The sequence below is a fragment of the Pseudomonas sp. GV085 genome (assembly GCF_003050925.1).
GTDB lineage: Bacteria > Pseudomonadota > Gammaproteobacteria > Pseudomonadales > Pseudomonadaceae > Aquipseudomonas.
In genome coordinates, this window is the sequence record NZ_QAOV01000001.1 from 318,477 (window position 1) to 340,495 (window position 22,019).

The window sequence follows — 22,019 nt, forward strand, 5'->3', positions numbered from 1 at the left end:
GGCCACGACGTTCAAACCCGCGGCGCCGGCACTTGGTCGAGTAGTTGGCGCAGTACGTGATCGACTTCCAGCCCTTCGATATCCAGCTCCGGCGCGATGCGTACGCGATGGCGCAGCACCGCCAGGGCGCAGCCCTTGATGTCATCCGGAATCACGAATTCACCACCGCGCAGCAGCGCGCGGGCCCTGGCACATCGCACCAGGGCAATGGACGCCCGAGGCCCGGCGCCGAGGGTCAGGCCGGGCCAGTTGCGGGTGGAGCGGGCCAGGCGCACGGCGTAATCGAGCACCTGATCGTCCAGCGCCAGGTCGCTGGCGATGCGTTGCAGGGCCAGTACATCCTTGGCCTGCAACAACGTGCGCATCGGTTGGACATCGAGCATGTCGGCCCGGGTCGAACGGCTGACCTGACGCACCATGTTCAGCTCTTGCTCGGCGTCGGGGTAATCCATGCGCACCTTGAGCATGAAGCGATCCAGTTCGGCCTCCGGCAACGGGTAAGTGCCTTCCTGTTCGATCGGGTTTTGCGTGGCGAGCACCATGAACGGCTGCGCAATCGGCAATGGCCGGCCTTCGAGGGTGACTTGCCGCTCCTGCATGGCTTCGAGCAGCGCCGCCTGGGTTTTCGCCGGAGCGCGGTTGATCTCGTCGGCGAGCAACAGGTTGGTAAACAATGGGCCTTTGCGCAGCTTGAATTGCTCGGTCTGCAAGTCATACACCGCATGCCCGGTGACGTCGCTCGGCATCAGGTCCGGGGTGAACTGGATGCGCGCGAACTCACCGCCGAAGCAGCGGGCGAGGGCGCGCACCAACAGGGTCTTGCCCAAACCCGGTACGCCTTCGAGCAGCACATGGCCGCCGGCGATCAGCGCCGTCAGGACGTCGTCGATCACACTGTCCTGGCCGATCAAGGCTTTTTGCAATTCATGGCGTACGGCCTGGGCCAGGTGGCTGGCACGCTGACGTTGTTGAGTGGCATGACTCGCTGCGTCGGGCTCGATCGGATGACTCATAGGGCGTTCCTCAAGGTTTGCAGGTGGGCGACCTGACGGCTGAATTCAACGCTGGAAAGCCGTTGCTTCGGTCGCGGGCTCATGGCCTGGCTGATGGCGCGTGTGGGTTGGCCGGTCAGGCGCGCGAGCACCAGCCATTGTTCGGCGACGGCGAGCTGTTCAAAACCGGGATGGCGACGCCGCACGCGCCGCAGGATGTCCTGCTGCAAGGCTTGCAGCAGGCCGGCCTGACCGTTGCGGCGCAACAGGAAGTCGGCACTGGCGCGCAGGTGCTCCTGCAGTTGCCGGCGTGCTTTCGGCGCCGGCTCAAGCAATGGCCCCTGACGCACACCGAAGTGCCAGAAACCCAGGCCGATCAAAGCGAACAACGCGACCAGCGCCTGGGGAAAGTAACGCAGCAGCAAGGTCGGCAGGCTGTCGTGATCGGTGTTGAAGATCAGCGTCACGCGGGTGTCGGCGGTCAGGTACCAAAGCAGCCAGGCGTTGTCGTACCGGTCGATGGCCGGGGTTTTCCACAAGTCGGCATCGGTGACCACGATGATCGAGCCGAGGCCGTATTTGAGTTGCATCATGTGCGTGGCCCTGGCGCTGTTGGCCCAGGCCTGGGCGAGGTTTTTCGGGTCTTCGAGATGGAACGCGGTATCGAAACCGGCATAGGCCGGGGCGTCTTCGTTTTCCAGATAGAGCTTGGTCAGTTGCGGGTACGGATCGTCACCGACATCCGGCGGCGGGTCCTTGAGGTCTTTGCTCAGAGATTGGTGCAGTTGCACCCGATCGAGCAGCAGGTCATTGCTATGGCCGATTTTTTCATCCCACAGCGATTCGGCGACGAACAGAAGCCGCCCGCCGGCCCGGGTCCAGTTCAGCACCTGGTCGATCTGCCGTGGGGTCATGTTGTAGCGATCCCCGAGCAACAGCAGGCTGTGTTGATGCGGGTCGAGGCTGGGCAGGATGTCGAGGCCGTTGGCGTGGTCGACGCTCAGGCCTTGCTTGCGCAGGAACAGCTCCGCCGCCAGATATGGGTTGGCCCTGGCTTCGGGGGAGGGACCGTGGTCGATGTCGGTCTGGTAGGGGGTTGCCTTGAGGTACAGATAAAAGCCCAGCGTCGCCAGCAACACGGCGACCAACGCAGCGGCTATCGACCCCCAGCGCCGATTCAACGGACAACCTGCGAGCCGAACAGAATGCGCCAGCCGTTACACAGTTCCTGCTGCACCTGAGCGGGCGGCAGGCGATGACCGTAGGCCATGTTTTGCCAGTGCCCGGTCAGGTTTTTGCTGTAGGCCAGCAAGGCCGGTTGCTGTAATAGCTCGATACGCTGGAGCACCTGGCCTTCAGTGTCGGCGGACTTGAGCGCGATGTTGAAGTCGTGCAACAGGTGGCTGAGCAGGGCGCGATAAAGCAGACCAAGCGCTTCGCGTGGATGAGTCTGCCAAAGACTTTCGGCGTGGGCGGCGATGTCGGCGGGCAGGGATTCGGGCTTGAGGTCCATGCCGAATGCCTGCTGCGGTAACGGTCCCGTGGCTCTGTTGACGGGGATTGGTCGAAGGCTGACGAACGCCTGCAACCCGTCGCGATAGCGCCAGATCAACAGGCCGACGGCACCTATGACGATGCCCCACAGCACGATTTCAATCAGGGTCGCCAATGCCCCGAAGCGTTGCCCCTCGAACAGCTTCAACAGGGCCTTCAACCATTGCGGTGTCTTGCCATTATCCGCGGCTTCAGCACTCGATTGTTCTTCGCCAAAGCGGTAGCGCGTCACCGTTTCCCGGTTCTTGAAGGGCGGCTGTTCGAGGATCGACTTGATGCTGTCCCTGGAGGCCTGGCTGGTCAGGGGCTGGTCCAGCAGGCGCGGGCTGTCGGGTGAGATGGCCGGTTCGGCGGCCCACAGGTTGTGGGTGGTCGGCACCTGCAAAATCACGGCCATCAACAGGACAGCGCCTGCACTGGTGAGGCGCTGGCGCATTCGGCGGAACACCAGTTCGATATCCCAGGCCTCCAGCACGGTGCGCCGGTTCAGGTAAAGGCTGAAGCCGCAGGCGACATAGATCGGCTCCCAGACCACCAGCACCAGTGCATAAAAGCCGTTGGTCAGGTGTTCCAGCCAACGCCAGTCCTGGTTGGCCGCCGAGATCAGCGACTGCCAGCTCCAGTCGAGCGCGACCTGCTGTGGCAGGAGTAGATAGAACAGCACCATCAAGCCGATCCACAACGCGCCCTCCAGGTGCGCACCGATGATCGTCAGCCAGCGTGCGGCGCCGGCGTCTCGCTGCAACAGCACCTGTAGGCGCTGTTGCCGTTGCTGCCCGTGGAGTCCTTCGAGCTGCACCACCGGCATGACGAAGCTGCGGTGCAAACTCAGGCGTCTCCAGGTCAGGCTGGCCAGCAATTGCGGTTTGAGCAGGCGCGGCCATTGGTGCAGGGCCTGCTTGAGCGTGGGCGTTTCACCGAACATGGCTTTGGACAGGATGTACAAGGGCAAGCGTTCGAACGCCGGCTTCAGCCACCAGAAAATGAACACGGCGAGCGAGGGCGAATCCCGGAATCCCCAACTGAGCAGCACGAAAATGGGCAAGGTGACCATGGCCCAACTGGTCATTAACAGGCGTCGGTGGCGCTGGCTCAGGAGCACCCCGAGGTCCATGGCTTCCCAGGTCGAGCGCGGGCGAATCACCACCGTGGCGTCACTCAGGCGCATGGCGGCGACGTCCGGCGAACACGAGATAAACCACCACCAGCAGCCAGAGCGCGGCGCCGACCAAGTACTTGGTCTGGTGCGAAGGGCCGGTCATTGACGACCAATAGGCTTCGATAAAGGCCGCGATCAACAGAAACAGCATGACCCCGCAGATCAGCAGCACGCTCTTGCGCGCCGCCAATCGCAAGGCCTCGCCCCGTGGCAGGCGCCCCGGGGCGATCAACGCCCAGCCCAGCTTCAGGCCAGCGGCACCGGCCAGGGCGATGGCGCTGAGTTCGAAAGCGCCATGGCCGATCACGAATGACCAAAAGGTTTGCCCGTAGCCGACGTAGGTCAGGTGCCCGGCCACCGCCCCGATCATCAGGCCGTTGAAAATCAGGAAAAACACGCTGCCCAGGCCGAACAGCAAACCACTGGCGAAGGTCTGAAAGGCGATGCCGATGTTGTGCATGATGTAGTAGCCGAACATCGCCCAGTCCTCACTGGCGGCCCGCTCCGCCGTGCGCCCGAGGTGACCGGCAACGGGGTCGTACATGCTTTGCATCTCACTGACCTGTTCGGCGGGGATCAGGTTGTAGACCAGATCCGGGTACAGGTACACCAGCAGCGCGAAACCGGCCAGGCTGGCAAAGAACATCAGGCTGGCGGCGAGGACGAAACGCCACTGTTCGCGCACCAGTCGCGGAAAGTCGGCCAGGATGAATGCCAGCATGTCGGCCGCCAGGCGGCTGCGGTGTCGGTAAAGCTGTTGATGCCCGCGCAGCACTTGTTGCTGTAAGACTTCGATCAGAAAACTGCTGTAGCCACGCTCCCGTGCGAGTGCCAAGTGTTGGCAGAGACGTCGGTAATCCTTTGGGAAACTGCTGGTGTCGGTGACTTTGCCGTCGCGTTCCAACTGCTCGAGCAGGTGGGAGAAGCGGTCCCATTCGGCCTTGTGCCGGCTTTCAAACAGGCTTTGCTTCATGTCGGCCCCAGCAAGCCGCGGGCGATGCCATTGAGCTCGGTCACCGCCTGTGCAGGCTGGACTTTTAATGGTTGGGCGAGGATCGCGGCCAGTTCATTGACCCGCGCCTGGGAGAGTTCGCCCTGGCGCTCGGTAAACCCGAGAATCGCCTGTTGCTCGGTGAGTGTCAGGGCAAAGGCCGGGCGGCGGGGCTGGGCTTCAGGGGGTTCGGGGCGGGTGTGCGATTGTTCGCGGTAGATCACCAGGGTCCCGGCGGCGATATCGCCGAGGCGCTTGAAGTGGGGATGTTGCAGGCAACTGATGGCCCCGAGGAAGTAACCGAAGGGCAACAGGTCAACAACGCGCAGCAGGTTGCGCAGCAGCGAAGCGGACCAGCCAACCGGGGTGCCATCGTCGTGCACCACCTGCAGTCCCATCCATTGCTTGCCTGGCGAGCGGCCGTGGTTCAGTACCTCGAACAGCACCATGTACCACCAATTCACTACGAACAGCAGGATCGAACCGAGCCCGGCGCCCAGTTTGCCGAGCATCGCCAGTGCTATGAACAGCACGCCCAGGACCAGGCCGCGCAAACCAAGATCGATGGAGAATGCCAGCGCGCGGACCATCAGCCCGGCTGGCCGCAGTGGCAGGTCGACGCCCTCCGGTGTTTCGACCTGGTACCGCGTATCCAGTGGCGGTGACAGCGGCGCGTTCCCTGGCAGTGCTGTGGTCTCGAGCATGGGCAACCTGACGATGTGGCCTGGATCGGGATTCTTTGTCCATCCGATGCTAGCAGCCTATACGGGGGAGACGACATAACTATGTAGTGCATGGCGAGTCGCGCAAGGTGCTTGAATGACAAGACTACTGGCCGGGGCGGGAGGTGAACGCCTAGACTTTGCCGATCTTCAGTTCAGGAATCGCCCGTGACCTCCATCTTCTGGTACGACTACGAAACCACTGGCATCAATCCCCGTTGCGACCGTCCGTTGCAAATGGCCGGCCTGCGCACCGACTTCGATCTCAATGAAATCGACGCGCCGGTCAATCTTTACTGCCAGCCCAGTGACGACATCCTGCCGCATCCTGCCGCCTGCACCATCACCGGAATCACCCCCGGGCAACTGCAGGCGCAAGGCTTGAGCGAAGCCGATTTCATGACCCGGGTGCATGCGCAACTGGCCGCGCCCGGTACCTGTGGCGCGGGGTATAACACCTTGCGTTTCGACGACGAGATGACCCGCTACAGCCTGTACCGAAACTTTTTCGACCCTTATGCGCGGGAATGGCAGGGCGGCAACAGCCGCTGGGACCTGATCGATGTGGTGCGCGCCGCCTATGCCTTGCGCCCCGATGGCCTGGTCTGGCCGACCGATGACGAGGGGCGGGTCACGCTCAAGCTCGAACGCCTGACCGCTGCCAACGGCATCGACCATGGCAATGCCCACGAAGCGCTGTCGGACGTTCGCGCGACGATCGCCCTGGCGCGCCTGATACGGGAAAAACAGCCAAAACTGTACGACTGGCTGTTTCAACTGCGCAGCAAGCAAAAAGTCATGGACCAGATACGCCTGCTGCAACCGCTGGTGCATGTTTCCGGACGTTTTTCGGCCGCGCGCAGCTATGTGGGTGTGGTGTTGCCGCTGGCCTGGCACCCGCGCAACAAGAACGCCCTGATTGTCTGTGACCTGCACCTCGATCCCCAGGGCTTGCTCGATCTGGATGCCGAAAGCTTGCGTCAGCGCTTGTATACCCGCCGTGACGAGCTGGCCGAAGGCGAGTTGCCGGTGCCGTTGAAGCTGATTCACATCAACAAGTGCCCGGTGGTGGCACCGTTGTCGGTACTTCGCCAGGAAGATCAGCAGCGTCTGGGGCTGGATATGGCGCTGTATCAGCAGCGAGTGTTGCAGCTCAATGACGCCAGGAAAGTTTGGCTGGATAAAATCCTGGCGATCTATGCTCGCGAAGATTTTTCCCAGAGCCAGGATCCGGAGCAACAGTTATATGATGGATTTATCGGTGATCGGGATCGGCGATTGTGCGAGCAAGTCAGAACCGTTGACCCGGTACAATTGGCACAACAGCAGTGGCCTTTCGATGACGAACGTTTGCCTGAATTGCTGTTTCGATATCGCGCACGTAACTTTTCCGACACGTTGAATTCCGAGGAGCAAGAACGCTGGCGAATATTCTGTCAGAAACGTTTGTCAGAACCCGAGTGGGGGGCGCCAAATACCCTTGAAAGTTTTGTAGAGACCGCGGCCCAATTGAGCGTTAGTGCTACTCCGTTTCAGCAGGGGGTGCTCAGCGAGTGGCAGGATTATGTCCAGGGATTGCGTCAGCGTTTGCGTCTTTGAAATCGAACATGCCAGGGCTTAAAACACCGGGCATAAAAAACGCCAGCATTTGCTGGCGTTTTTTTTGTCACGGATCCGTCTGCGACAAGCTCTGAAGCTTAGCCCAGCAGGGTAGCCCAGCCTTCCACCACGTCACCGCCCCACTTGGCTTTCCACTCTTTCAGAGTCTTGTGGTTGCCACCTTTGGTTTCGATGACTTCACCGTTGTGCGGGTTTTTGTATTGTTTAACTTTGCGAGCACGCTTGGTGCCGGTAGTTTTCACTGCGCCGCCGCGTGGTGCCTTGGTTTTGGATTCTGGATCCAACAGCGCGATGATGTCGCGCAGGGATTTCGAGTATTCACCCATCAGGGTGCGCAGTTTGCCTTCGAATTCCAGCTCGGTTTGCAGTTTGTCGTCTTGGGACAGGTTCTTCAAACGGGCTTGCAGCTCTTTGATAGCTTCTTCGGTGGCGCGATATTCGTTGATCAAGGACATGTGGACTACCTTATGTTGTGCGCTGGATGGCAGGTGACAGTGCGGCAATAATAGTCACGGTGTTTCATCAAGTAAACATTTAAGCCAACTTTATTTAATTTAATTGCTGTGTCTTTGGCGCACGTCGGTAATGCATGTATTAGTGTGGTCCAGGTCTGCCGGATATACATAAATTAACATTTGACCGGTACCGCTAGAGCATTCGGGCGAACCGCCACGGGCGCTGTCCGTCCTGCCGCTCTGACCTTCGGGGAGGGCAAACGTCAACAATACTGCAGTTTTGCTGCGCAATCGCTAGAATGGCGGCCTTTGCGAAGTTCTGGAGTTCCCCCCTCATGCGCACCTTTCGTCTGGTGATTTCTTGCCCGGACCGTGTTGGCATCGTTGCCAAAGTCAGTAACTTTCTGGCATCACACAACGGCTGGATCACTGAAGCGAGCCATCACTCGGACAACCTCAGTGGCTGGTTCTTCATGCGTCACGAGATCCGTGCCGACTCCCTGCCATTTGGTATCGAAGCGTTTCGCGAAGCCTTTGCCCCGATCGCCGAAGAGTTCTCGATGGACTGGCGCATCACCGATACCGAACAAAAGAAACGCGTGGTCCTGATGGCCAGCCGCGAGTCGCACTGCCTGGCCGACTTGCTGCACCGCTGGCACAGCGATGAACTGGACTGCGAAATTTCCTGTGTGATTTCCAACCATGATGACTTGCGCAGCATGGTGGAGTGGCACGGCATTCCGTACTACCACGTCCCGGTCAATCCGCAGGACAAGCAGCCGGCCTTCGCCGAGGTTTCGCGCCTGGTCAAACAGCATGACGCCGAAGTGGTGGTGCTTGCCCGTTACATGCAAATCCTGCCGCCGCAGTTGTGCCGTGAATACGCGCACAAGGTCATCAACATTCACCACAGCTTCCTGCCGTCGTTCGTCGGTGCCAAACCGTATCACCAGGCCTCCCTGCGTGGCGTGAAGCTGATCGGCGCGACCTGCCACTATGTGACCGAAGAGCTGGATGCCGGCCCGATCATCGAGCAGGACGTGGTGCGCGTCAGCCACAGTGACAGCATCGAAGACATGGTGCGTTTCGGCCGCGATGTCGAGAAGATGGTGCTGGCCCGTGGCCTGCGTTATCACCTGGAAGACCGGGTGCTGGTACACGGCAACAAAACCGTCGTCTTCTGACAGACCTGCGGCACAGTTGAAATTCGAAGGGCCTGGGCGTTCAATCGCTTCAGGCCCTTCGCCGTTTCTGCACCGAGGACATGACCATGACCGATCCACTGGACAAAGCCACCTCCAAGGCTCCCGCCACGCTGGGCGAGGGTTGCCTGAGCCGCTACGACCCGGATGACATGGGGCCTGAAACGGGTACGGAGTTTCCTGATGCCGCGCAGTTGTGGGAGCAGTTGCAGCAAGAGCCCGAGGACAAACCCAGGCCTGTCTGAGTTTCATCAACGTTATCAGCACCGCCCGCGAGCAGGTTAACGAGCAACTGCAGTCCGCGACTCATGCCGCACGACCCACACGGTCGTTTTGCAGCGCCAGCCACTGGGCCTTGGTCATCGGAACACGTCCGTTGTCGAGCAGGCGCTCGAGGGTTTGTAGCCAGTATCGGCGCGAAAACTCATGGCGCATGTCCACCGGGTGCAGGCCCAGGCGAATCACCGGCGCCTGCTGCCAGCGTTGTTCACGGCGGTCGCTGACGAGCTTCGATACGCCTCGGCGCCAGACACTGCGCGCACTCCACACCAGCCCCGGCGCCTCGAACGCGGTGAAATCCGGCAGCCGGTACAAGTGCTGCGAGTCGCTGGTGTAACTCAACGGCAATTGGCGCAATGCCTGGCGGGTGCCTTGGCTCATCAGCCAGGCAGGGGCGACGAACCCCTCCAGCGGCCAGTCATGGCGGTGGAACATCTCGATGCCCGAACGCAAGCGGGCAAGGGCGGCTTCCTGCGACAAAGGGTAAAACTCGCCTTCGTGGGTGTAGACCCGACGCATGAACCAGTCTCGGGGATTGCTGGCCATCGGCCCGTCGTCGCAGTGGAAGTAGCCATGCAGCGCCAGTTCGTCGCCCCGGGCGAGCCTGGTACTGAGCTGGTGGCGAAATTGCGGATGGGCGTCAAGGTTGTTGTGTTTGTGGAAGTCCGGCACCACCAGCCAGGTGATCGGCACGCCATCCAAAGCGTCGACGGCTTTGACGAACGGCTGGTAATCGGCCCAGGTTAGCGGTGCCACGTCGTGCAGTACCAGCAGTAAGGCGGGACTGTTCATGGACTCAACCATTGGCTGTCAGCGGCCATTGGCTGCCGAGCACGGCGTGGTAGTGGCGCAACAAGCTGCTGACCACGGTGTCCCAGGCGTAATGCCGTTCGACATGCAACCGCGCGTGTTTGCCCAGCGTTGTGTTGCCCGACCCAAACAATTCTCGAACGGCGGTGGCCATCGCGGCGGGATTGTTCGGCGCGCAGAGCCGGCCGCAGTCCTCGCTGACGATTTCCTCGAAGGCCCCGGCCGCCACGGCCACCACCGGAATACCGCTGGCCATGGCCTCCAGAATGACCAGGCCGAAGGTTTCCTGATCGCCGGCGTGCAACAGTGCATCGGCGCTGGCCATCAGGCGGGCCACCTGCGCCGCCGGGCAGAACTCGTCGATCACCGTCACGTTGGACGGCACGGCCGTGGGCATTGACGAACCAACCAGCAGCAGGTGATAGCGCCGGCCCAGGCGTTTCATGCAGTCGAGCAGCACCGGCAGGTTTTTTTCCTTGGATCCGCGCCCGGCGAAGATCAGCAGGCGGGTGTTTTCGTCCAGGCCCAACTCGGCTCGCAGCCCGGGGTCTCTGGCATCGGGATTGAAGGTCTGCAGGTCGACGCCGAGCGGTTGCACAAACACATTCTTGACTCCAAGCCCGGTGAGCTTGTCGGCCATGACCTGACTGGGCGCCAGTACGCGGTCAAAGTTGCCGTAGAGCTTGCTGACATAGGCCTCGACGTTGTTGGTCACCCAATGGCCCATGCGATTGCTGACCAGCAGGGGCAGGTCCGAGTGATAAAAGCCGATGACCGGCACATCGAGTTGGCGCCGCGCATCCAGCGCCGCCCAGGCCGTGAGATAAGGATCGCCGACTTCGATCAGGTCAGGCTGCAAATCCTGCAAGACATTGCGCCACGGCGCGAGGCGCAGAGGGAAGCGATAGCCCTTGCCGAAGGGCAGGGCAGGGGCCGGAACGGTGTAAATACCATCCTGTTCGCTAAAAGAAGATCCGGGAATCAGCAAACTGTGGCGAATGCCCGGTTTGATGCCCAAACGACGGTGCTTCGCATCCAGATAAGTGCGTACGCCACCGCTGGCAGGGGCGTAGAACATGGTGATGTCAGCGATATGCACGATGAACGGTCCTCCAGTCCCGGTACTCCCTTGGTTGACCTATATGAAGGATAGATGTTCGGTTGGGGTTGTGCGGGTGGAGGTAGAGAGGGTTGAGACGAGGCGTTCGCTGCGGTGCGGCGATCCGACAAGCCAGCTCCTACAGACTTCACGCTAAACCCTGTAGGAGCTGGTTTGCCAGCGAAGAGGCCGGTCCAGGCACTAGATACGGAAACTGCCTACCAGCTGCTTCAACCGCGCCGCCTGCTGCTCAAGGTCCGAGCACGCGCGCAATGTAGATTGCAGGTTTTCCACGCCTTCCTGATTCAGCGTGTTGATCTCGGTGATGTCGACGTTGATCGACTCCACCACGGCGGTCTGTTCTTCGGTTGCGGTGGCCACCGACTGGTTCATGCCGTCGATTTCACCGATACGCAGCGTCACGCTGTTCAGGCGTTCGCCCGCGAGGTTGGCGATCTCCACGCTGTCCTGGCTATGGCGTTGACTGTCGCTCATGGTGCTGACCGATTCCCGGGCGCCGACCTGCAGCTCCTCAATCATGGTTTGCACCTGTTGCGCCGATTCCTGGGTGCGATGTGCCAGGTTGCGCACCTCGTCCGCCACCACGGCAAAACCACGACCGGCTTCACCGGCACGGGCGGCTTCAATCGCGGCGTTGAGCGCCAGCAAGTTGGTCTGTTGGGAAATGCTGGTGATCACTTCGAGAATCTGCCCGATGTTCACCGTTTTGCTGTTCAGCGACTCGATGTTGGAACTCGATGCGCTGAGCATGCTCGACAGTTGATTCATCGCCACGATGCTGCGGTCCACCACGTGTTGACCATCCTCGGCCAGGCTGCGGGCATCGCTGGCCTGGCTCGACGCCTGGGCGGCGTTGCGGGCAATTTCCTGGGCGGCGGCGCCTAGCTGGTTGATGGCGGCTGCGACGCTGCTGGTGCGCGAGGCTTGCTGGTCGGAGTTGAACATCGACGAGTTGGAAGCCGCGACCACGCGCAACGCCACTTCGTTGACTTGCCCGGTGGCCGAGGACACTTCGCGGATCGAGCCGTGAATGCGCTCGACGAAGCGGTTGAACGCAGTGCCGAGGGTGCCGAATTCGTCATTGTTCTGGATGGCGAGGCGTTTGGTCAGGTCGCCTTCGCCGTCGGCGATATCAGCCATGGCACGGGTCATGACGTGCAATGGCTGGATCAGGATGCGAATCAGCATGCCGAGCAGGGCGATGATGATGGCCACGGCAATCACGGTCGCAACGACCGCCGAGGTGCGGAACTCGCTGAGCATCGAGAAGGCCTTTTCCTTGTCGACCGACAGACCGATGTACCAATTGACCGACGACAAGCCTTTGATCGGGGTGAAGGTCACGATGCGGGTTTTGCCGTCGACCTGGATCTCGCTCATTGCGCTGCTGATGGCCGGCGTGTCTTGCGGGTAGACATCCTTGAGCGTCTTCATCGCCAGCGCTTTGTCGGGATGTACCAGGATCTTGCCGTCGGAACTGACCAGGAAGGCATAACCCATGCCGTCGAAGTCCAGCGTGCCAAGGCTGTCGGCGATCACCTGCAAGCTCAGGTCGCCACCGACCACGCCGATGTTCTGGCCGTCCTTGATAACGCTGTCGACAATGGAAATCACCAGTTGTCCGGAGGCCAGATCAATATAAGGCTCGGTCAATGCCGAACCGCTGCTGGCTTGCGCGCTCTTGTACCAAGGGCGTGCACGCGGGTCATAGCCATCGGGCATCTTGCTGTCCGGGCGAATGATGAAAGAGCCATCCTTGTTGCCGAGGTAGGCGCCCATGAAGGTCGAGGTCACGGCTTTTTGTACAAGCAGCCTGGAAACGTTGTCGGCATCGGGATTGAGCGCGACAGTTTGTGACAGGTTTTCAATCAGCAGGCTGCGCCCGTTCAACCAGGTCTGGATATTGTTGGCGGTCACTGCGCCCATTTCCTGCAGATAGTTATCAAGGTCTTCGCGGATGGCGTTGCGCTGCAAATAGTCGTTGTACAGCGTGAATGAGGCGAAGGCGGCAATAACAATAAGGGCGGCGGCAAGCAGGATTTTATGGCTGAAACGCAGATTTTTGTTCATGGCTTGGGGTTCCGCTAAGGTCTTAATGTCCAGTGCGTGCTTTTATAAAGGGGCGCACGACGGGCAAGGTTGAAAGCAAGTGAATTTTCCGACTCTCCTTAGGGAAATTTCCGACCAGATCGTGTCTGACTGCTTTGTCGTTATCTCTATCGGCCGTGTAGGACCAAAGATTAATCATGGGTGACCAAATGCCTGACTCTCTGCAACTCGTTATCGGTGCCGATCTCAATGGGCAGCCGATTGCCCAGGCTATGCGTCTGGCGAACCGCCACGGTTTGATCGCAGGCGCGACCGGCACCGGCAAGACCGTCACTTTGCAACGATTGGCCGAAGCCTTCAGCGATGCTGGCGTGGCGGTGTTCGCCGCCGACATCAAGGGTGACCTGTGTGGCCTCGGTGCCGCTGGCAACCCCCAGGGCAAGATCGCCGAGCGGATTGCCGGGATGCCCTGGCTCAACCACAAGCCTCAGGCTTATCCGGTGACGTTGTGGGACGTACACGGTCAGTCCGGTCATCCTTTGCGCACAACCTTGAGTGAAATGGGGCCGCTGCTGCTGGGCAGCCTGCTGGAACTGACCGACAGTCAGCAGTCGGCGCTGTACGCCGCGTTCAAGGTGGCGGATCGCGAAGGCCTGTTGTTGCTCGATCTCAAGGATCTGAAGGCGTTACTCAATCACCTGCGGGACAACCCCCTGTTGCTGGGCGACGATGCGGCATTGATGACCACCGGTTCCAGCCAGGCATTGCTGCGGCGTCTGGCGACCCTGGAACAACAGGGCGCCGAAGCCCTGTTCGGCGAGCCTGCGCTGCAACTCGAAGACATCCTCCAGCCCACTGCGGACGGTCGTGGGCGCATTCATTTGCTGGATGCCAGCCGTCTGGTGCATGAAGCGCCGAAGGTCTACGCGACGTTCCTGCTGTGGTTGCTGGCCGAACTGTTCGAGCAGTTGCCGGAGCGTGGCGATGCCGACAAACCGTTGCTGGCGCTGTTCTTCGACGAGGCCCACTTGTTGTTCAACGGTACGCCCCAGGCGTTGCGCGATCGTCTGGAGCAGGTGGTGCGGCTGATTCGTTCGAAAGGCGTTGGCGTGTATTTCGTCACCCAGTCGCCGGGTGACCTGCCGGATGATGTGCTCGCGCAGTTGGGCTTGCGCATCCAGCATGGTCTGCGTGCGTTTACGGCCAAGGAGCAGAAGTCCCTGCGCGCGGTGGCCGAAGGTTTTCGGCCGAATCCGGCGTTCGATGCGTTGTCGGTGTTGACCGAACTCGGGATCGGCGAGGCGCTGGTCGGCACCTTGCAGGAAAAAGGCACGCCGGAAATGGTCCAGCGGGTACTGGTGGCACCACCGCAATCGCGGATCGGGCCTTTGACCGACGCCGAGCGCACGATATTGATCGCAGGCTCACCGTTCAAAGGGCGTTATGACCAACCGATCGATCGCGAATCAGCCTATGAGGTGCTGATGGGGCGCAAAGGCCTGGCGCCCGAAGCCGAAGCGGAGCAGGGCAAACAGGAACCGAGTTTCACCGAACAGGCGGGAGAGTTCCTTGGTACAGCGGCAGGGAAGGCGCTGAAATCGGCGATGCAACAGGCGGCGAACCAGATTGGCCGACAGTTGGTGCGCGGCTTGATGGGGTCGTTGCTAGGTAGCAAAAAACGCCGGTAGCTTGAGTGAACACGATCTAACAGTGGGAGCGAGCCTGCTCGCGAATCGGTGTGTCAGGCAACATCATTGTTGAATGTTATGCCGCCTTCGCGAGCAGGCTCGCTCCCACAGGGGGTGCCTATGAGGATTTGGTTTTGGCGTGCGCCGCCAGTCGCTCCAGCGCGGCCCGCAAATTCGGGTCGCTGATGCCATCGGCCGTGGCCTGGATGGTCGCTGCCGCGTCGTTGGACAAATCCATGGTATGCCCGGCCGCACCTTGCTGAACGGTCGGCGGTTGAACTTTGAACAGGATCCGGGTCAGATTGGCAAACTCGTCGAACAGTTGCAGTTGTCGTTGCAGGCGCTTTTGCTGGTAGCGCAGGCGGGTTGCCCAATGACCGTCGGTGACAATCAGCAACAAACTGCCTTCGCGCCAGGAGGCCACGTGGCAATGCTCGCGAGCGGCGGGTTGCAATTGGCTTTCGAGTAAACGCTGCAGATGACCCAGGCGTTGAGCGTGGCCGAGAATGGCTTTCAGCGGCTTGGCTTCGCGTAGTAGAACGGCAGGTACTTTGGCCGTAAGTGGGCGAAATGCCATGATCAGATACCTGAAGTAACAGAGGCGCCATGGTAGCAGAAAGCACCGGATGCACCCGCCCATTGCTTTTGTGGGTGCTTTGCCCATTAAATCAACAACTAACTTCTGCCTTGAACGGCTTGAAGTTGAGCAAAACGCCCTTATTTTAAGTGAGCCCCGTCAACGCGCTGTGCCAGCATCGTGGAATATCGCCACTTTCCTCTCCATCGTTTCCGGGTAGAATGCTCGTTCGCATGCGGCCATGAGGGCTGCACGGGCGACTCACGGGGCCGCCCTCCATCCCTTTAGTGTGGAAGATCCTGCCGATATGTTTGCGCCTTTGTTAAAGAAACTTTTTGGAAGCAAGAACGAGCGTGAAGTCAAACGCATGCTCAAGACGGTGCAACTCGTCAATGCCTTCGAAGAGCGAATGGTGGCCCTTTCGGACGATCAATTGCGTGCCAAGACCAGCGAGTTCAAGGCCCGCCTCGCCAAAGGGGAAACCCTCGACCAACTGCTGCCAGAAGCCTTTGCGGTCGCCCGCGAAGCCGGCAAGCGTGTCATGGGCATGCGCCACTTCGATGTCCAGCTGATCGGCGGCATGACCTTGCATGAAGGCATGATCGCGGAAATGCGTACCGGTGAAGGCAAGACCCTGGTGGCAACACTGGCGGTCTACCTCAATGCGCTGTCCGGCAATGGTGTGCACGTTGTGACGGTGAACGACTACCTGGCCCGCCGTGACGCCAACTGGATGCGTCCGTTGTATGAATTCCTCGGCCTGACGGTCGGCGTGGTCACGCCGTTCCAGCCGCCGGAAGAGAAGCGTGCTGCCTACGCCGCCGACATCACCTACGGCACCAACAACGAATTCGGTTTCGATTACCTGCGCGACAACATGGCGTTCAGCATGGAAGAAAAATTCCAGCGTGAACTCAATTTTGCCGTGATCGACGAAGTCGACTCCATCCTCATCGACGAAGCCCGTACGCCGCTGATCATCTCCGGTCAGGCCGAGGACAGCTCCAAGCTGTACATCGAGGTCAACAAGCTGATCCCGCAGCTCAAGCTGCACGTTGAAGAAGTCGAAGGCGAAGTGACCCAGGCCGGTCACTACACCATCGACGAGAAGTCCCGTCAGGTCGAACTCAACGAAGCCGGTCACCAGTACGTCGAAGAAATGCTGACCCGCATCGGCCTGCTGGCTGAAGGCGAGAGCCTGTACTCGGCGCATAACCTGAGCCTGCTGACTCACGTTTACGCCGGCCTGCGCGCGCACAAGCTGTTCCATCGCAACGTCGAATACATCGTGCAGGACGGTCAGGTCGTACTGGTCGACGAGCACACCGGCCGTACCATGCCGGGTCGCCGCTTGTCCGAAGGCCTGCACCAGGCCATCGAAGCCAAGGAAAACCTGAACATCCAGGCCGAAAGCCAGACGCTGGCGTCGACCACCTTCCAGAACTACTTCCGTCTGTACAACAAGCTGTCCGGCATGACCGGTACGGCCGACACCGAAGCGTTCGAGTTCCACCAGATCTATGGCCTGCAGGTCATGGTGATTCCACCGAACAAGCCGCTGGCCCGTAAAGACTACAACGACCTGGTGTTTCTGACCGCCGACGAGAAATACGCGGCAATCGTGGCCGATATCAAGGAAAGCATGGCTGCGGGCCGTCCGGTTCTGGTGGGTACAGCCACCATCGAAACCTCCGAGCACATGTCCAGCCTGCTCGTGAAGGAAGGCATCGAACACAAGGTCCTGAACGCCAAGTTCCACGAAAAGGAAGCCGAGATCATTGCCCAGGCCGGTCGCCCGGGCGCACTGACCATCGCCACCAACATGGCCGGTCGTGGTACCGACATCCTCTTGGGCGGTAACTGGGAAGTGGAAGTGGCTTCCCTGGAAAACCCGACCCCTGAGCAGATTGCCCAGATCAAGGCCGACTGGCAGAAGCGTCACCAGCAAGTGCTCGAATCGGGCGGTTTGCAGGTGATTGCGTCCGAGCGTCACGAATCGCGCCGTATCGACAACCAGCTGCGTGGTCGTGCCGGTCGTCAGGGCGACGCCGGTTCCAGCCGTTTCTACCTGTCGCTGGAAGACAGCCTGATGCGCATCTTCGCCTCTGACCGGGTGAAGAACTTCATGAAGGCCCTGGGCATGCAGCCTGGCGAAGCGATCGAGCACCGCATGGTGACCAACGCCATCGAAAAGGCTCAGCGCAAGGTTGAAGGCCGTAACTTCGACATTCGTAAACAACTGCTCGAGTTCGACGACGTCAACAACGAACAGCGTAAAGTGATTTATCACATGCGTAACACGTTGCTGGCTGCCGACAACATCGGTGAGACCATCGCTGACTTCCGTCAGGACGTACTGGACGCCACCGTCAGCGCACACATTCCTCCACAATCGCTGCCTGAGCAGTGGGACGTGTCGGGCCTGGAAGCGGCGCTGCAGAGCGATTTCGGTGTGACGCTGCCGATCCAGCAATGGCTCGACGAAGACGATCACCTGTACGAAGAAACCCTGCGCGAGAAACTGATGCAGGAACTGATCGCTGCGTACAACGAGAAAGAAGACCAGGCGGGCGCCGAAGCGTTGCGCTCCTTCGAGAAACAAATCGTTCTGCGCGTTCTGGACGACCTGTGGAAAGACCACCTGTCGACCATGGACCACCTGCGTCACGGTATTCACTTGCGTGGTTACGCCCAGAAGAACCCGAAGCAGGAATACAAGCGCGAGTCGTTCACCCTGTTCTCCGAGCTGCTCGATTCGATCAAGCGCGATTCGATCCGTGTGTTGTCCCACGTTCAGGTTCGCCGCGAAGACCCGATCGAAGAAGAGCAACGCCTGCGTCAGGAAGCCGAGGCACTGGCCGCTCGCATGCAGTTCCTGCATGAAGAAGCTCCAGGCCTTGAGCACCCGGAAGTGTTGGGCGAAGAAGTCGATGTCGCTCTCGCTACTGCCCCGGTTCGCAACGAGCAGAAGCTGGGTCGCAACGAGCTGTGCTATTGCGGTTCGGGCAAGAAGTTCAAGCATTGCCACGGGCAGATTCAGTAAAACCCGTTTCAAACGCTGAAATACCTGCGCCGCGACCGGCTTTTGCCGTCGCGGCGTTTTACCATTCGAACCACCGTTCTGCTGAAACGGTGCTGACATCATTTATAAAGGAGCGCATTCATGGCTGTTGGTCTTGGTCCTTTGCCAACGTTGCACCCGGTTGCCGGTTTTGAACTCGGTATCGCCTCGGCCGGCATCAAGCGCCCGGGGCGCAAGGATGTTGTGGTCATGCGCTGTGTTGAAGGCTCCACGGTTGCCGGCGTGTTCACCTTGAACGCCTTTTGCGCCGCACCGGTGATCCTGGCCAAGCAACGCGTACAAGGCCCTGTGCGCTACCTGCTGACCAATACCGGCAATGCCAACGCCGGCACCGGCGAACCTGGCTTGGCCGCCGCCGAGCGCACTTGCGCCAAGCTGGCGGAACTGACCGGTGTCGATGCCAGCCAGGTGCTGCCGTATTCCACCGGTGTGATCGGCGAGCCGTTGCCAGTGGAGAAAATCGAAGGTGCGCTGCAAGCTGCCCTCGATGATCTGTCGATCCACAACTGGGAAGCTGCCGCCACCGGCATCATGACCACCGACACCCTGCCAAAAGGTGCCAGCCGTCAGTTCCAGCATGACGGTGTGACCATCACCGTTACCGGCATCAGTAAAGGCGCCGGCATGATTCGTCCGAACATGGCGACCATGCTCGGCTACATCGCCACTGACGCCAAGGTTTCCCGCGATGTGTTGCAAAACCTGATGCTCGATGGCGCCAACAAGTCGTTCAACCGCATCACCATCGATGGTGATACGTCGACCAACGACTGCTGCATGCTGATTGCCACTGGTCAGGCCGCGCTGCCGGAAATCACCCGCGCCGAAGGCGAGTTGTTCGCCAAGTTGAAGCAGGCGGTGTTCGAAGTGTGCATGGATGTGGCCCAGGCCATCGTTCGCGATGGAGAAGGCGCAACCAAGTTCGTGACCGTTGAAGTCAATGGCGGCGGCAATCACCAGGAGTGCCTGGACGTTGGCTACACCGTGGCCCACTCGCCGCTGATCAAGACGGCATTGTTTGCGTCCGACCCGAACTGGGGACGTATCCTGGCCGCTGTCGGCCGTGCCGGCGTTCCGAACCTGGATGTGAGCAAGATCGACGTATTCCTTGGCGAAGTGTGCATTGCCAGCCGTGGCGCGCGCGCGGCGACCTACACCGAAGCCCAGGGTGCGGCGGTGATGCAGCAGGAAGAAATCACCATCCGCATCGAGCTGGGTCGTGGCGATTGCAGCGAAACCATCTGGACCACCGACCTGTCCCACGAGTACGTGAAGATCAACGCCGAGTACCGCACGTAATAGCGCATGTCCTGTAGGAGCCAGCTTGCTGGCGAAGGCGTCATCCGCCGCGATGGATTTATCGAGGCTGATATCGCCTTCGCTGGCAAGCCAGCTCCTACAGAGTTGTGATCTTTCCTGCTTGAGGATGCTTGAACATGAGCCTGCACCTGATCATCGGCGACAAACTGCTTTCTTCCTGGTCCCTGCGTGGCGCCTTGGCCCTCGACCTGACCGGCGCTACCTACACCGAAGAACTGATCAAGCTGAACCAGCCGGACACCCGCGAGCGTCTGCTCAAGCATTCGCCGACTGGCAAGGTCCCGCTGCTGAAAACCGAACACGGTACCATCGCCGACTCCCTGGCGATTGCCGAATACCTGGCAGAACAGTTCCCGTCCGCAGGCCTCTGGCCGAAAGACATTGCCGCCCGCGCTCAGGCGCGCTCGGCGTGTGCGCAGATGCACAGCGGGTTCTTCGCCATGCGCGGCAATATGCCGTTTGACCTGAGCCATGACGCCCCTTTGTCTCCGGTTCCGGCTGACGTTCAGGTCGACATCGAACGCATGTCGGCGCTGTGGGCCGAATGCCGTGCCGCCGCGACCGAAACCGGGCCATACCTGTTTGGTCAAATCAGTCTGGCTGACGCGTTCTTTGCACCGATTGCCGTGCGCCTGCGCACCTATCAGGTGAAGTTGTCTGCCATTGACGAGGCCTACGTCGAAACCCTCTACCTATGGCCGGCGTTCAAGGCGTGGCAGAAGGCCGGACTGGAGGAGTTGCAAAAGTGAAACGAGTCCATGTCGCCGCCGCCGTCATCCGCGATGGCAGTGGCCAAATCCTCATCGCCCGTCGTGCCGACTCACAGCATCAGGGCGGTCTGTGGGAGTTTCCAGGCGGCAAGGTCGAGGCCGACGAGTCGGTCGAAACCGCACTGGCCCGTGAACTCCATGAAGAGCTGGGCATCGTGGTCGGCGCGGCGCGCCCGCTGATCAAGATTCGGCACGATTACCCGGACAAACAGGTGTTGCTGGATGTCTGGGAAGTTTCGGTGTTTACCGGCGAGCCTCACGGTGCCGAAGGCCAACCGCTGGCCTGGGTGTCACCCCGCGACCTGTCGGGTTACGAGTTTCCTGAAGCCAACCGGCCGATCGTCGCGGCCGCGAAATTGCCCGCTCAGTACCTGATCACTCCGGAAGACCTGGAGACCCCCGCGTTGCTGCGTGGTATTCAGAAGGCTATTGCCGGCGGTATCAAACTGATCCAGTTGCGTGCACCAAACGGTTACGACCCGAAATACCGCGACCTGGCCGTGGATGCGGCAGGGCTGTGTGCCGGCAAGGCGCAATTGATGATCAAGGGGCCGTTCGAATGGCTGGGCGACTTCCCGTCTGCGGGTTGGCACATTACCTCGGCGCAGCTGCGCAAATACGCAGCGGCTGGCCGACCGCTACCGGCGTCGCGCTGGCTGGCGGCCTCGTGCCATAACGCTGAAGAGCTGGCGCTGGCCGAACAGATGGGCGTGGATTTCGTGACCCTGTCACCGGTTCAACCTACCCTGACTCATCCTGGCGCCGAGCCGTTAGGTTGGGAGCAGGCGTCGAGCCTGATCGACGGGTTCAGCAAGCCGGTGTTCCTGCTGGGTGGCGTTGGTCCGGCTGAGGTCGAGGAAGCCTGGGCTGCGGGGGCACAGGGTGTGGCGGGGATTCGGGCGTTTTGGCCTGAGGCCTGATTCTGTGCTGTAGCTTCTGACGCCATCGCGAGCAGGCTCGCTCCCACAGGTGACCGCATTGTTGCTGAAGAAATGCGATCAAATGTGGGAGCGAGCCTGCTCGCGATGAGGGCCTGACAGCCGCCGACTAAATTTCAGGTTTCGCCGCAGGCTGCCATAGAATTTCGGCCACTCCCTGACGCTTGGCAATCAGCCGCGCCATCACAAACAACAGATCCGACAACCGATTGATATACGCCAGGCCAACCCCGGCCAACGGCTCAATCGCATTAAGTTGCTGACACCGCCGCTCTGCGCTGCGCGCCAGGCTGCGGCAGACATGGGCCTGGGCAATCAGCGCCGAACCGCCGGGCAAGATGAAATTTTCCAGCGGTCCCAACTCTTCATTCCACACATCGATCGCGGCTTCCAGGCGTTCGATTTCCGCTGCATTCAACGCCTGATACACCGGCATCGCCAGTTCGCCACCGAGGTCGAACAATCGGTGCTGGCAAGGCGCCAAAACATCGATCACTTCCTGAAAGCCTGCAACGGTGTGCGTTTGCGCCGCCAATCCGGCCAGCAGCACGCCCACCTGACTGTTCAGCGTATCGACTTCGCCAATGGCCTCGATCCGCGGGTGATCCTTGGGTACGCGACGGCCATCGCCCAGTCCGGTCTCGCCTTTGTCGCCAGTGCGGGTGTAAATCTTCGACAAACGAAAGCCCAT

Annotated in this window: 19 protein-coding genes; 8 read left to right on the top strand and 11 right to left on the bottom strand. The window is 60.5% G+C overall.

The features are described from left to right. Nucleotides 1-11: 11 nt before the first annotated feature. From C8K63_RS01470 to C8K63_RS01490, 5 genes are read right to left on the bottom strand one after another with little or no spacing between them, the layout of a single operon-like run. Nucleotides 12-1,013 carry a MoxR family ATPase gene (locus tag C8K63_RS01470; protein ID WP_108215073.1) on the bottom strand — a complete coding sequence of 334 codons (1,002 nt, stop codon included), beginning with the start codon at nucleotides 1,011-1,013 and terminating at the stop codon, nucleotides 12-14. Next, nucleotides 1,010-2,173: a DUF4350 domain-containing protein gene (locus C8K63_RS01475; RefSeq protein WP_108215074.1), complete on the bottom strand. Its 1,164-nt coding sequence runs from the start codon at nucleotides 2,171-2,173 to the stop codon at nucleotides 1,010-1,012. Before C8K63_RS01475 ends, C8K63_RS01470 begins: the two co-directional genes overlap by 4 nt. Then, nucleotides 2,170-3,714, bottom strand: a complete 1,545-nt coding sequence (locus C8K63_RS01480; protein WP_108215075.1) for a DUF4129 domain-containing protein — start codon at nucleotides 3,712-3,714, stop codon at nucleotides 2,170-2,172. Before C8K63_RS01480 ends, C8K63_RS01475 begins: the two co-directional genes overlap by 4 nt. After that, nucleotides 3,701-4,678, bottom strand: a complete 978-nt coding sequence (locus C8K63_RS01485; RefSeq protein WP_108215076.1) for a stage II sporulation protein M — start codon at nucleotides 4,676-4,678, stop codon at nucleotides 3,701-3,703. Before C8K63_RS01485 ends, C8K63_RS01480 begins: the two co-directional genes overlap by 14 nt. Beyond that, entirely contained in the window at nucleotides 4,675-5,400 is a 726-nt protein-coding gene (locus C8K63_RS01490) for an RDD family protein (RefSeq protein ID WP_108215077.1), read from the bottom strand. Before C8K63_RS01490 ends, C8K63_RS01485 begins: the two co-directional genes overlap by 4 nt. Nucleotides 5,401-5,586: 186 nt before the next feature. On the opposite strand from C8K63_RS01490, the gene sbcB reads away from it, so the two are divergent. Continuing rightward, entirely contained in the window at nucleotides 5,587-7,017 is a 1,431-nt protein-coding gene (sbcB, locus tag C8K63_RS01495) for an exodeoxyribonuclease I (protein WP_108215078.1), read from the top strand. 98 nt (nucleotides 7,018-7,115) lie between these two features. Here the strand turns inward: sbcB and mvaT are convergent, their stop codons facing one another. Then, entirely contained in the window at nucleotides 7,116-7,493 is a 378-nt protein-coding gene (mvaT, locus tag C8K63_RS01500) for a histone-like nucleoid-structuring protein MvaT (protein WP_007933316.1), read from the bottom strand. A gap of 335 nt (nucleotides 7,494-7,828) precedes the next feature. Between mvaT and purU the strand changes: the two genes are divergently transcribed. Continuing rightward, the gene (purU, locus tag C8K63_RS01505; RefSeq protein WP_108215079.1) at nucleotides 7,829-8,677 is read left to right on the top strand and encodes a formyltetrahydrofolate deformylase; all 849 of its coding nucleotides are present in this window, start codon (nucleotides 7,829-7,831) and stop codon (nucleotides 8,675-8,677) included. A gap of 86 nt (nucleotides 8,678-8,763) precedes the next feature. Continuing rightward, the gene (locus C8K63_RS30440; protein WP_178086775.1) at nucleotides 8,764-8,940 is read left to right on the top strand and encodes a hypothetical protein; all 177 of its coding nucleotides are present in this window, start codon (nucleotides 8,764-8,766) and stop codon (nucleotides 8,938-8,940) included. A 61-nt stretch (nucleotides 8,941-9,001) separates the two neighbouring features. Here C8K63_RS30440 and C8K63_RS01510 read toward each other — a convergent pair whose 3' ends face one another. The 3 genes from C8K63_RS01510 to C8K63_RS01520 form a co-directional block, all read right to left on the bottom strand. Further along, entirely contained in the window at nucleotides 9,002-9,778 is a 777-nt protein-coding gene (locus C8K63_RS01510) for a DUF2334 domain-containing protein (protein ID WP_108215080.1), read from the bottom strand. Then, nucleotides 9,771-10,883, bottom strand: coding sequence for a glycosyltransferase family 1 protein (locus C8K63_RS01515; protein ID WP_108215081.1), 1,113 nt, complete (start codon nucleotides 10,881-10,883; stop codon nucleotides 9,771-9,773). Before C8K63_RS01515 ends, C8K63_RS01510 begins: the two co-directional genes overlap by 8 nt. A gap of 201 nt (nucleotides 10,884-11,084) precedes the next feature. Continuing rightward, entirely contained in the window at nucleotides 11,085-12,974 is a 1,890-nt protein-coding gene (locus C8K63_RS01520; protein ID WP_108215082.1) for a methyl-accepting chemotaxis protein, read from the bottom strand. A gap of 188 nt (nucleotides 12,975-13,162) precedes the next feature. On the opposite strand from C8K63_RS01520, the gene C8K63_RS01525 reads away from it, so the two are divergent. Beyond that, nucleotides 13,163-14,641: a helicase HerA-like domain-containing protein gene (locus C8K63_RS01525; RefSeq protein ID WP_108215469.1), complete on the top strand. Its 1,479-nt coding sequence runs from the start codon at nucleotides 13,163-13,165 to the stop codon at nucleotides 14,639-14,641. Between the two features lie 118 nt (nucleotides 14,642-14,759). Here the strand turns inward: C8K63_RS01525 and C8K63_RS01530 are convergent, their stop codons facing one another. After that, nucleotides 14,760-15,218: a DUF721 domain-containing protein gene (locus C8K63_RS01530; protein ID WP_108215083.1), complete on the bottom strand. Its 459-nt coding sequence runs from the start codon at nucleotides 15,216-15,218 to the stop codon at nucleotides 14,760-14,762. A gap of 307 nt (nucleotides 15,219-15,525) precedes the next feature. Here C8K63_RS01530 and secA point away from each other — a divergent pair, with 307 nt between their 5' ends. The 4 genes from secA to C8K63_RS01550 all read left to right on the top strand — a co-directional run bounded on the left by secA (nucleotide 15,526) and on the right by C8K63_RS01550 (nucleotide 21,310). Further along, entirely contained in the window at nucleotides 15,526-18,261 is a 2,736-nt protein-coding gene (gene secA, locus C8K63_RS01535; RefSeq protein ID WP_108215084.1) for a preprotein translocase subunit SecA, read from the top strand. A 120-nt stretch (nucleotides 18,262-18,381) separates the two neighbouring features. Then, a complete protein-coding gene (gene argJ / locus C8K63_RS01540; RefSeq protein ID WP_108215085.1) occupies nucleotides 18,382-19,599 on the top strand; it encodes a bifunctional glutamate N-acetyltransferase/amino-acid acetyltransferase ArgJ in 1,218 nt (405 codons plus the stop codon). 137 nt (nucleotides 19,600-19,736) lie between these two features. After that, a complete protein-coding gene (locus tag C8K63_RS01545) occupies nucleotides 19,737-20,369 on the top strand; it encodes a glutathione S-transferase family protein (protein WP_108215086.1) in 633 nt (210 codons plus the stop codon). Continuing rightward, nucleotides 20,366-21,310, top strand: a complete 945-nt coding sequence (locus C8K63_RS01550) for a Nudix family hydrolase (RefSeq protein WP_108215087.1) — start codon at nucleotides 20,366-20,368, stop codon at nucleotides 21,308-21,310. The genes C8K63_RS01545 and C8K63_RS01550 overlap by 4 nt, the downstream gene beginning before the upstream one ends. A 127-nt stretch (nucleotides 21,311-21,437) precedes the next feature. On the opposite strand, the gene C8K63_RS01555 is transcribed toward C8K63_RS01550, so the two are convergent. Beyond that, the gene (locus C8K63_RS01555; protein WP_108215088.1) at nucleotides 21,438-22,019 is read right to left on the bottom strand and encodes a cob(I)yrinic acid a,c-diamide adenosyltransferase; all 582 of its coding nucleotides are present in this window, start codon (nucleotides 22,017-22,019) and stop codon (nucleotides 21,438-21,440) included.

Bases quoted from the DNA above. Each gene is read 5' to 3' on its own strand.
- C8K63_RS01470 (WP_108215073.1), bottom strand. From the start codon at position 1,013: ATGAGTCATCCGATCGAGCCCGACGCAGCGAGTCATGCCACTCAACAA.
- secA (WP_108215084.1), top strand. From the start codon at position 15,526: ATGTTTGCGCCTTTGTTAAAGAAACTTTTTGGAAGCAAGAACGAGCGT.
- C8K63_RS01555 (WP_108215088.1), bottom strand. From the start codon at position 22,019: ATGGGCTTTCGTTTGTCGAAGATTTACACCCGCACTGGCGACAAAGGC.
- C8K63_RS01525 (WP_108215469.1), top strand. From the start codon at position 13,163: ATGCCTGACTCTCTGCAACTCGTTATCGGTGCCGATCTCAATGGGCAG.
- C8K63_RS01490 (WP_108215077.1), bottom strand. From the start codon at position 5,400: ATGCTCGAGACCACAGCACTGCCAGGGAACGCGCCGCTGTCACCGCCA.
- C8K63_RS01530 (WP_108215083.1), bottom strand. From the start codon at position 15,218: ATGGCATTTCGCCCACTTACGGCCAAAGTACCTGCCGTTCTACTACGC.
- C8K63_RS01485 (WP_108215076.1), bottom strand. From the start codon at position 4,678: ATGAAGCAAAGCCTGTTTGAAAGCCGGCACAAGGCCGAATGGGACCGC.
- argJ (WP_108215085.1), top strand. From the start codon at position 18,382: ATGGCTGTTGGTCTTGGTCCTTTGCCAACGTTGCACCCGGTTGCCGGT.
- C8K63_RS01545 (WP_108215086.1), top strand. From the start codon at position 19,737: ATGAGCCTGCACCTGATCATCGGCGACAAACTGCTTTCTTCCTGGTCC.
- purU (WP_108215079.1), top strand. From the start codon at position 7,829: ATGCGCACCTTTCGTCTGGTGATTTCTTGCCCGGACCGTGTTGGCATC.
- C8K63_RS01480 (WP_108215075.1), bottom strand. From the start codon at position 3,714: ATGCGCCTGAGTGACGCCACGGTGGTGATTCGCCCGCGCTCGACCTGG.
- C8K63_RS30440 (WP_178086775.1), top strand. From the start codon at position 8,764: ATGACCGATCCACTGGACAAAGCCACCTCCAAGGCTCCCGCCACGCTG.
- C8K63_RS01510 (WP_108215080.1), bottom strand. From the start codon at position 9,778: ATGGTTGAGTCCATGAACAGTCCCGCCTTACTGCTGGTACTGCACGAC.
- mvaT (WP_007933316.1), bottom strand. From the start codon at position 7,493: ATGTCCTTGATCAACGAATATCGCGCCACCGAAGAAGCTATCAAAGAG.
- C8K63_RS01520 (WP_108215082.1), bottom strand. From the start codon at position 12,974: ATGAACAAAAATCTGCGTTTCAGCCATAAAATCCTGCTTGCCGCCGCC.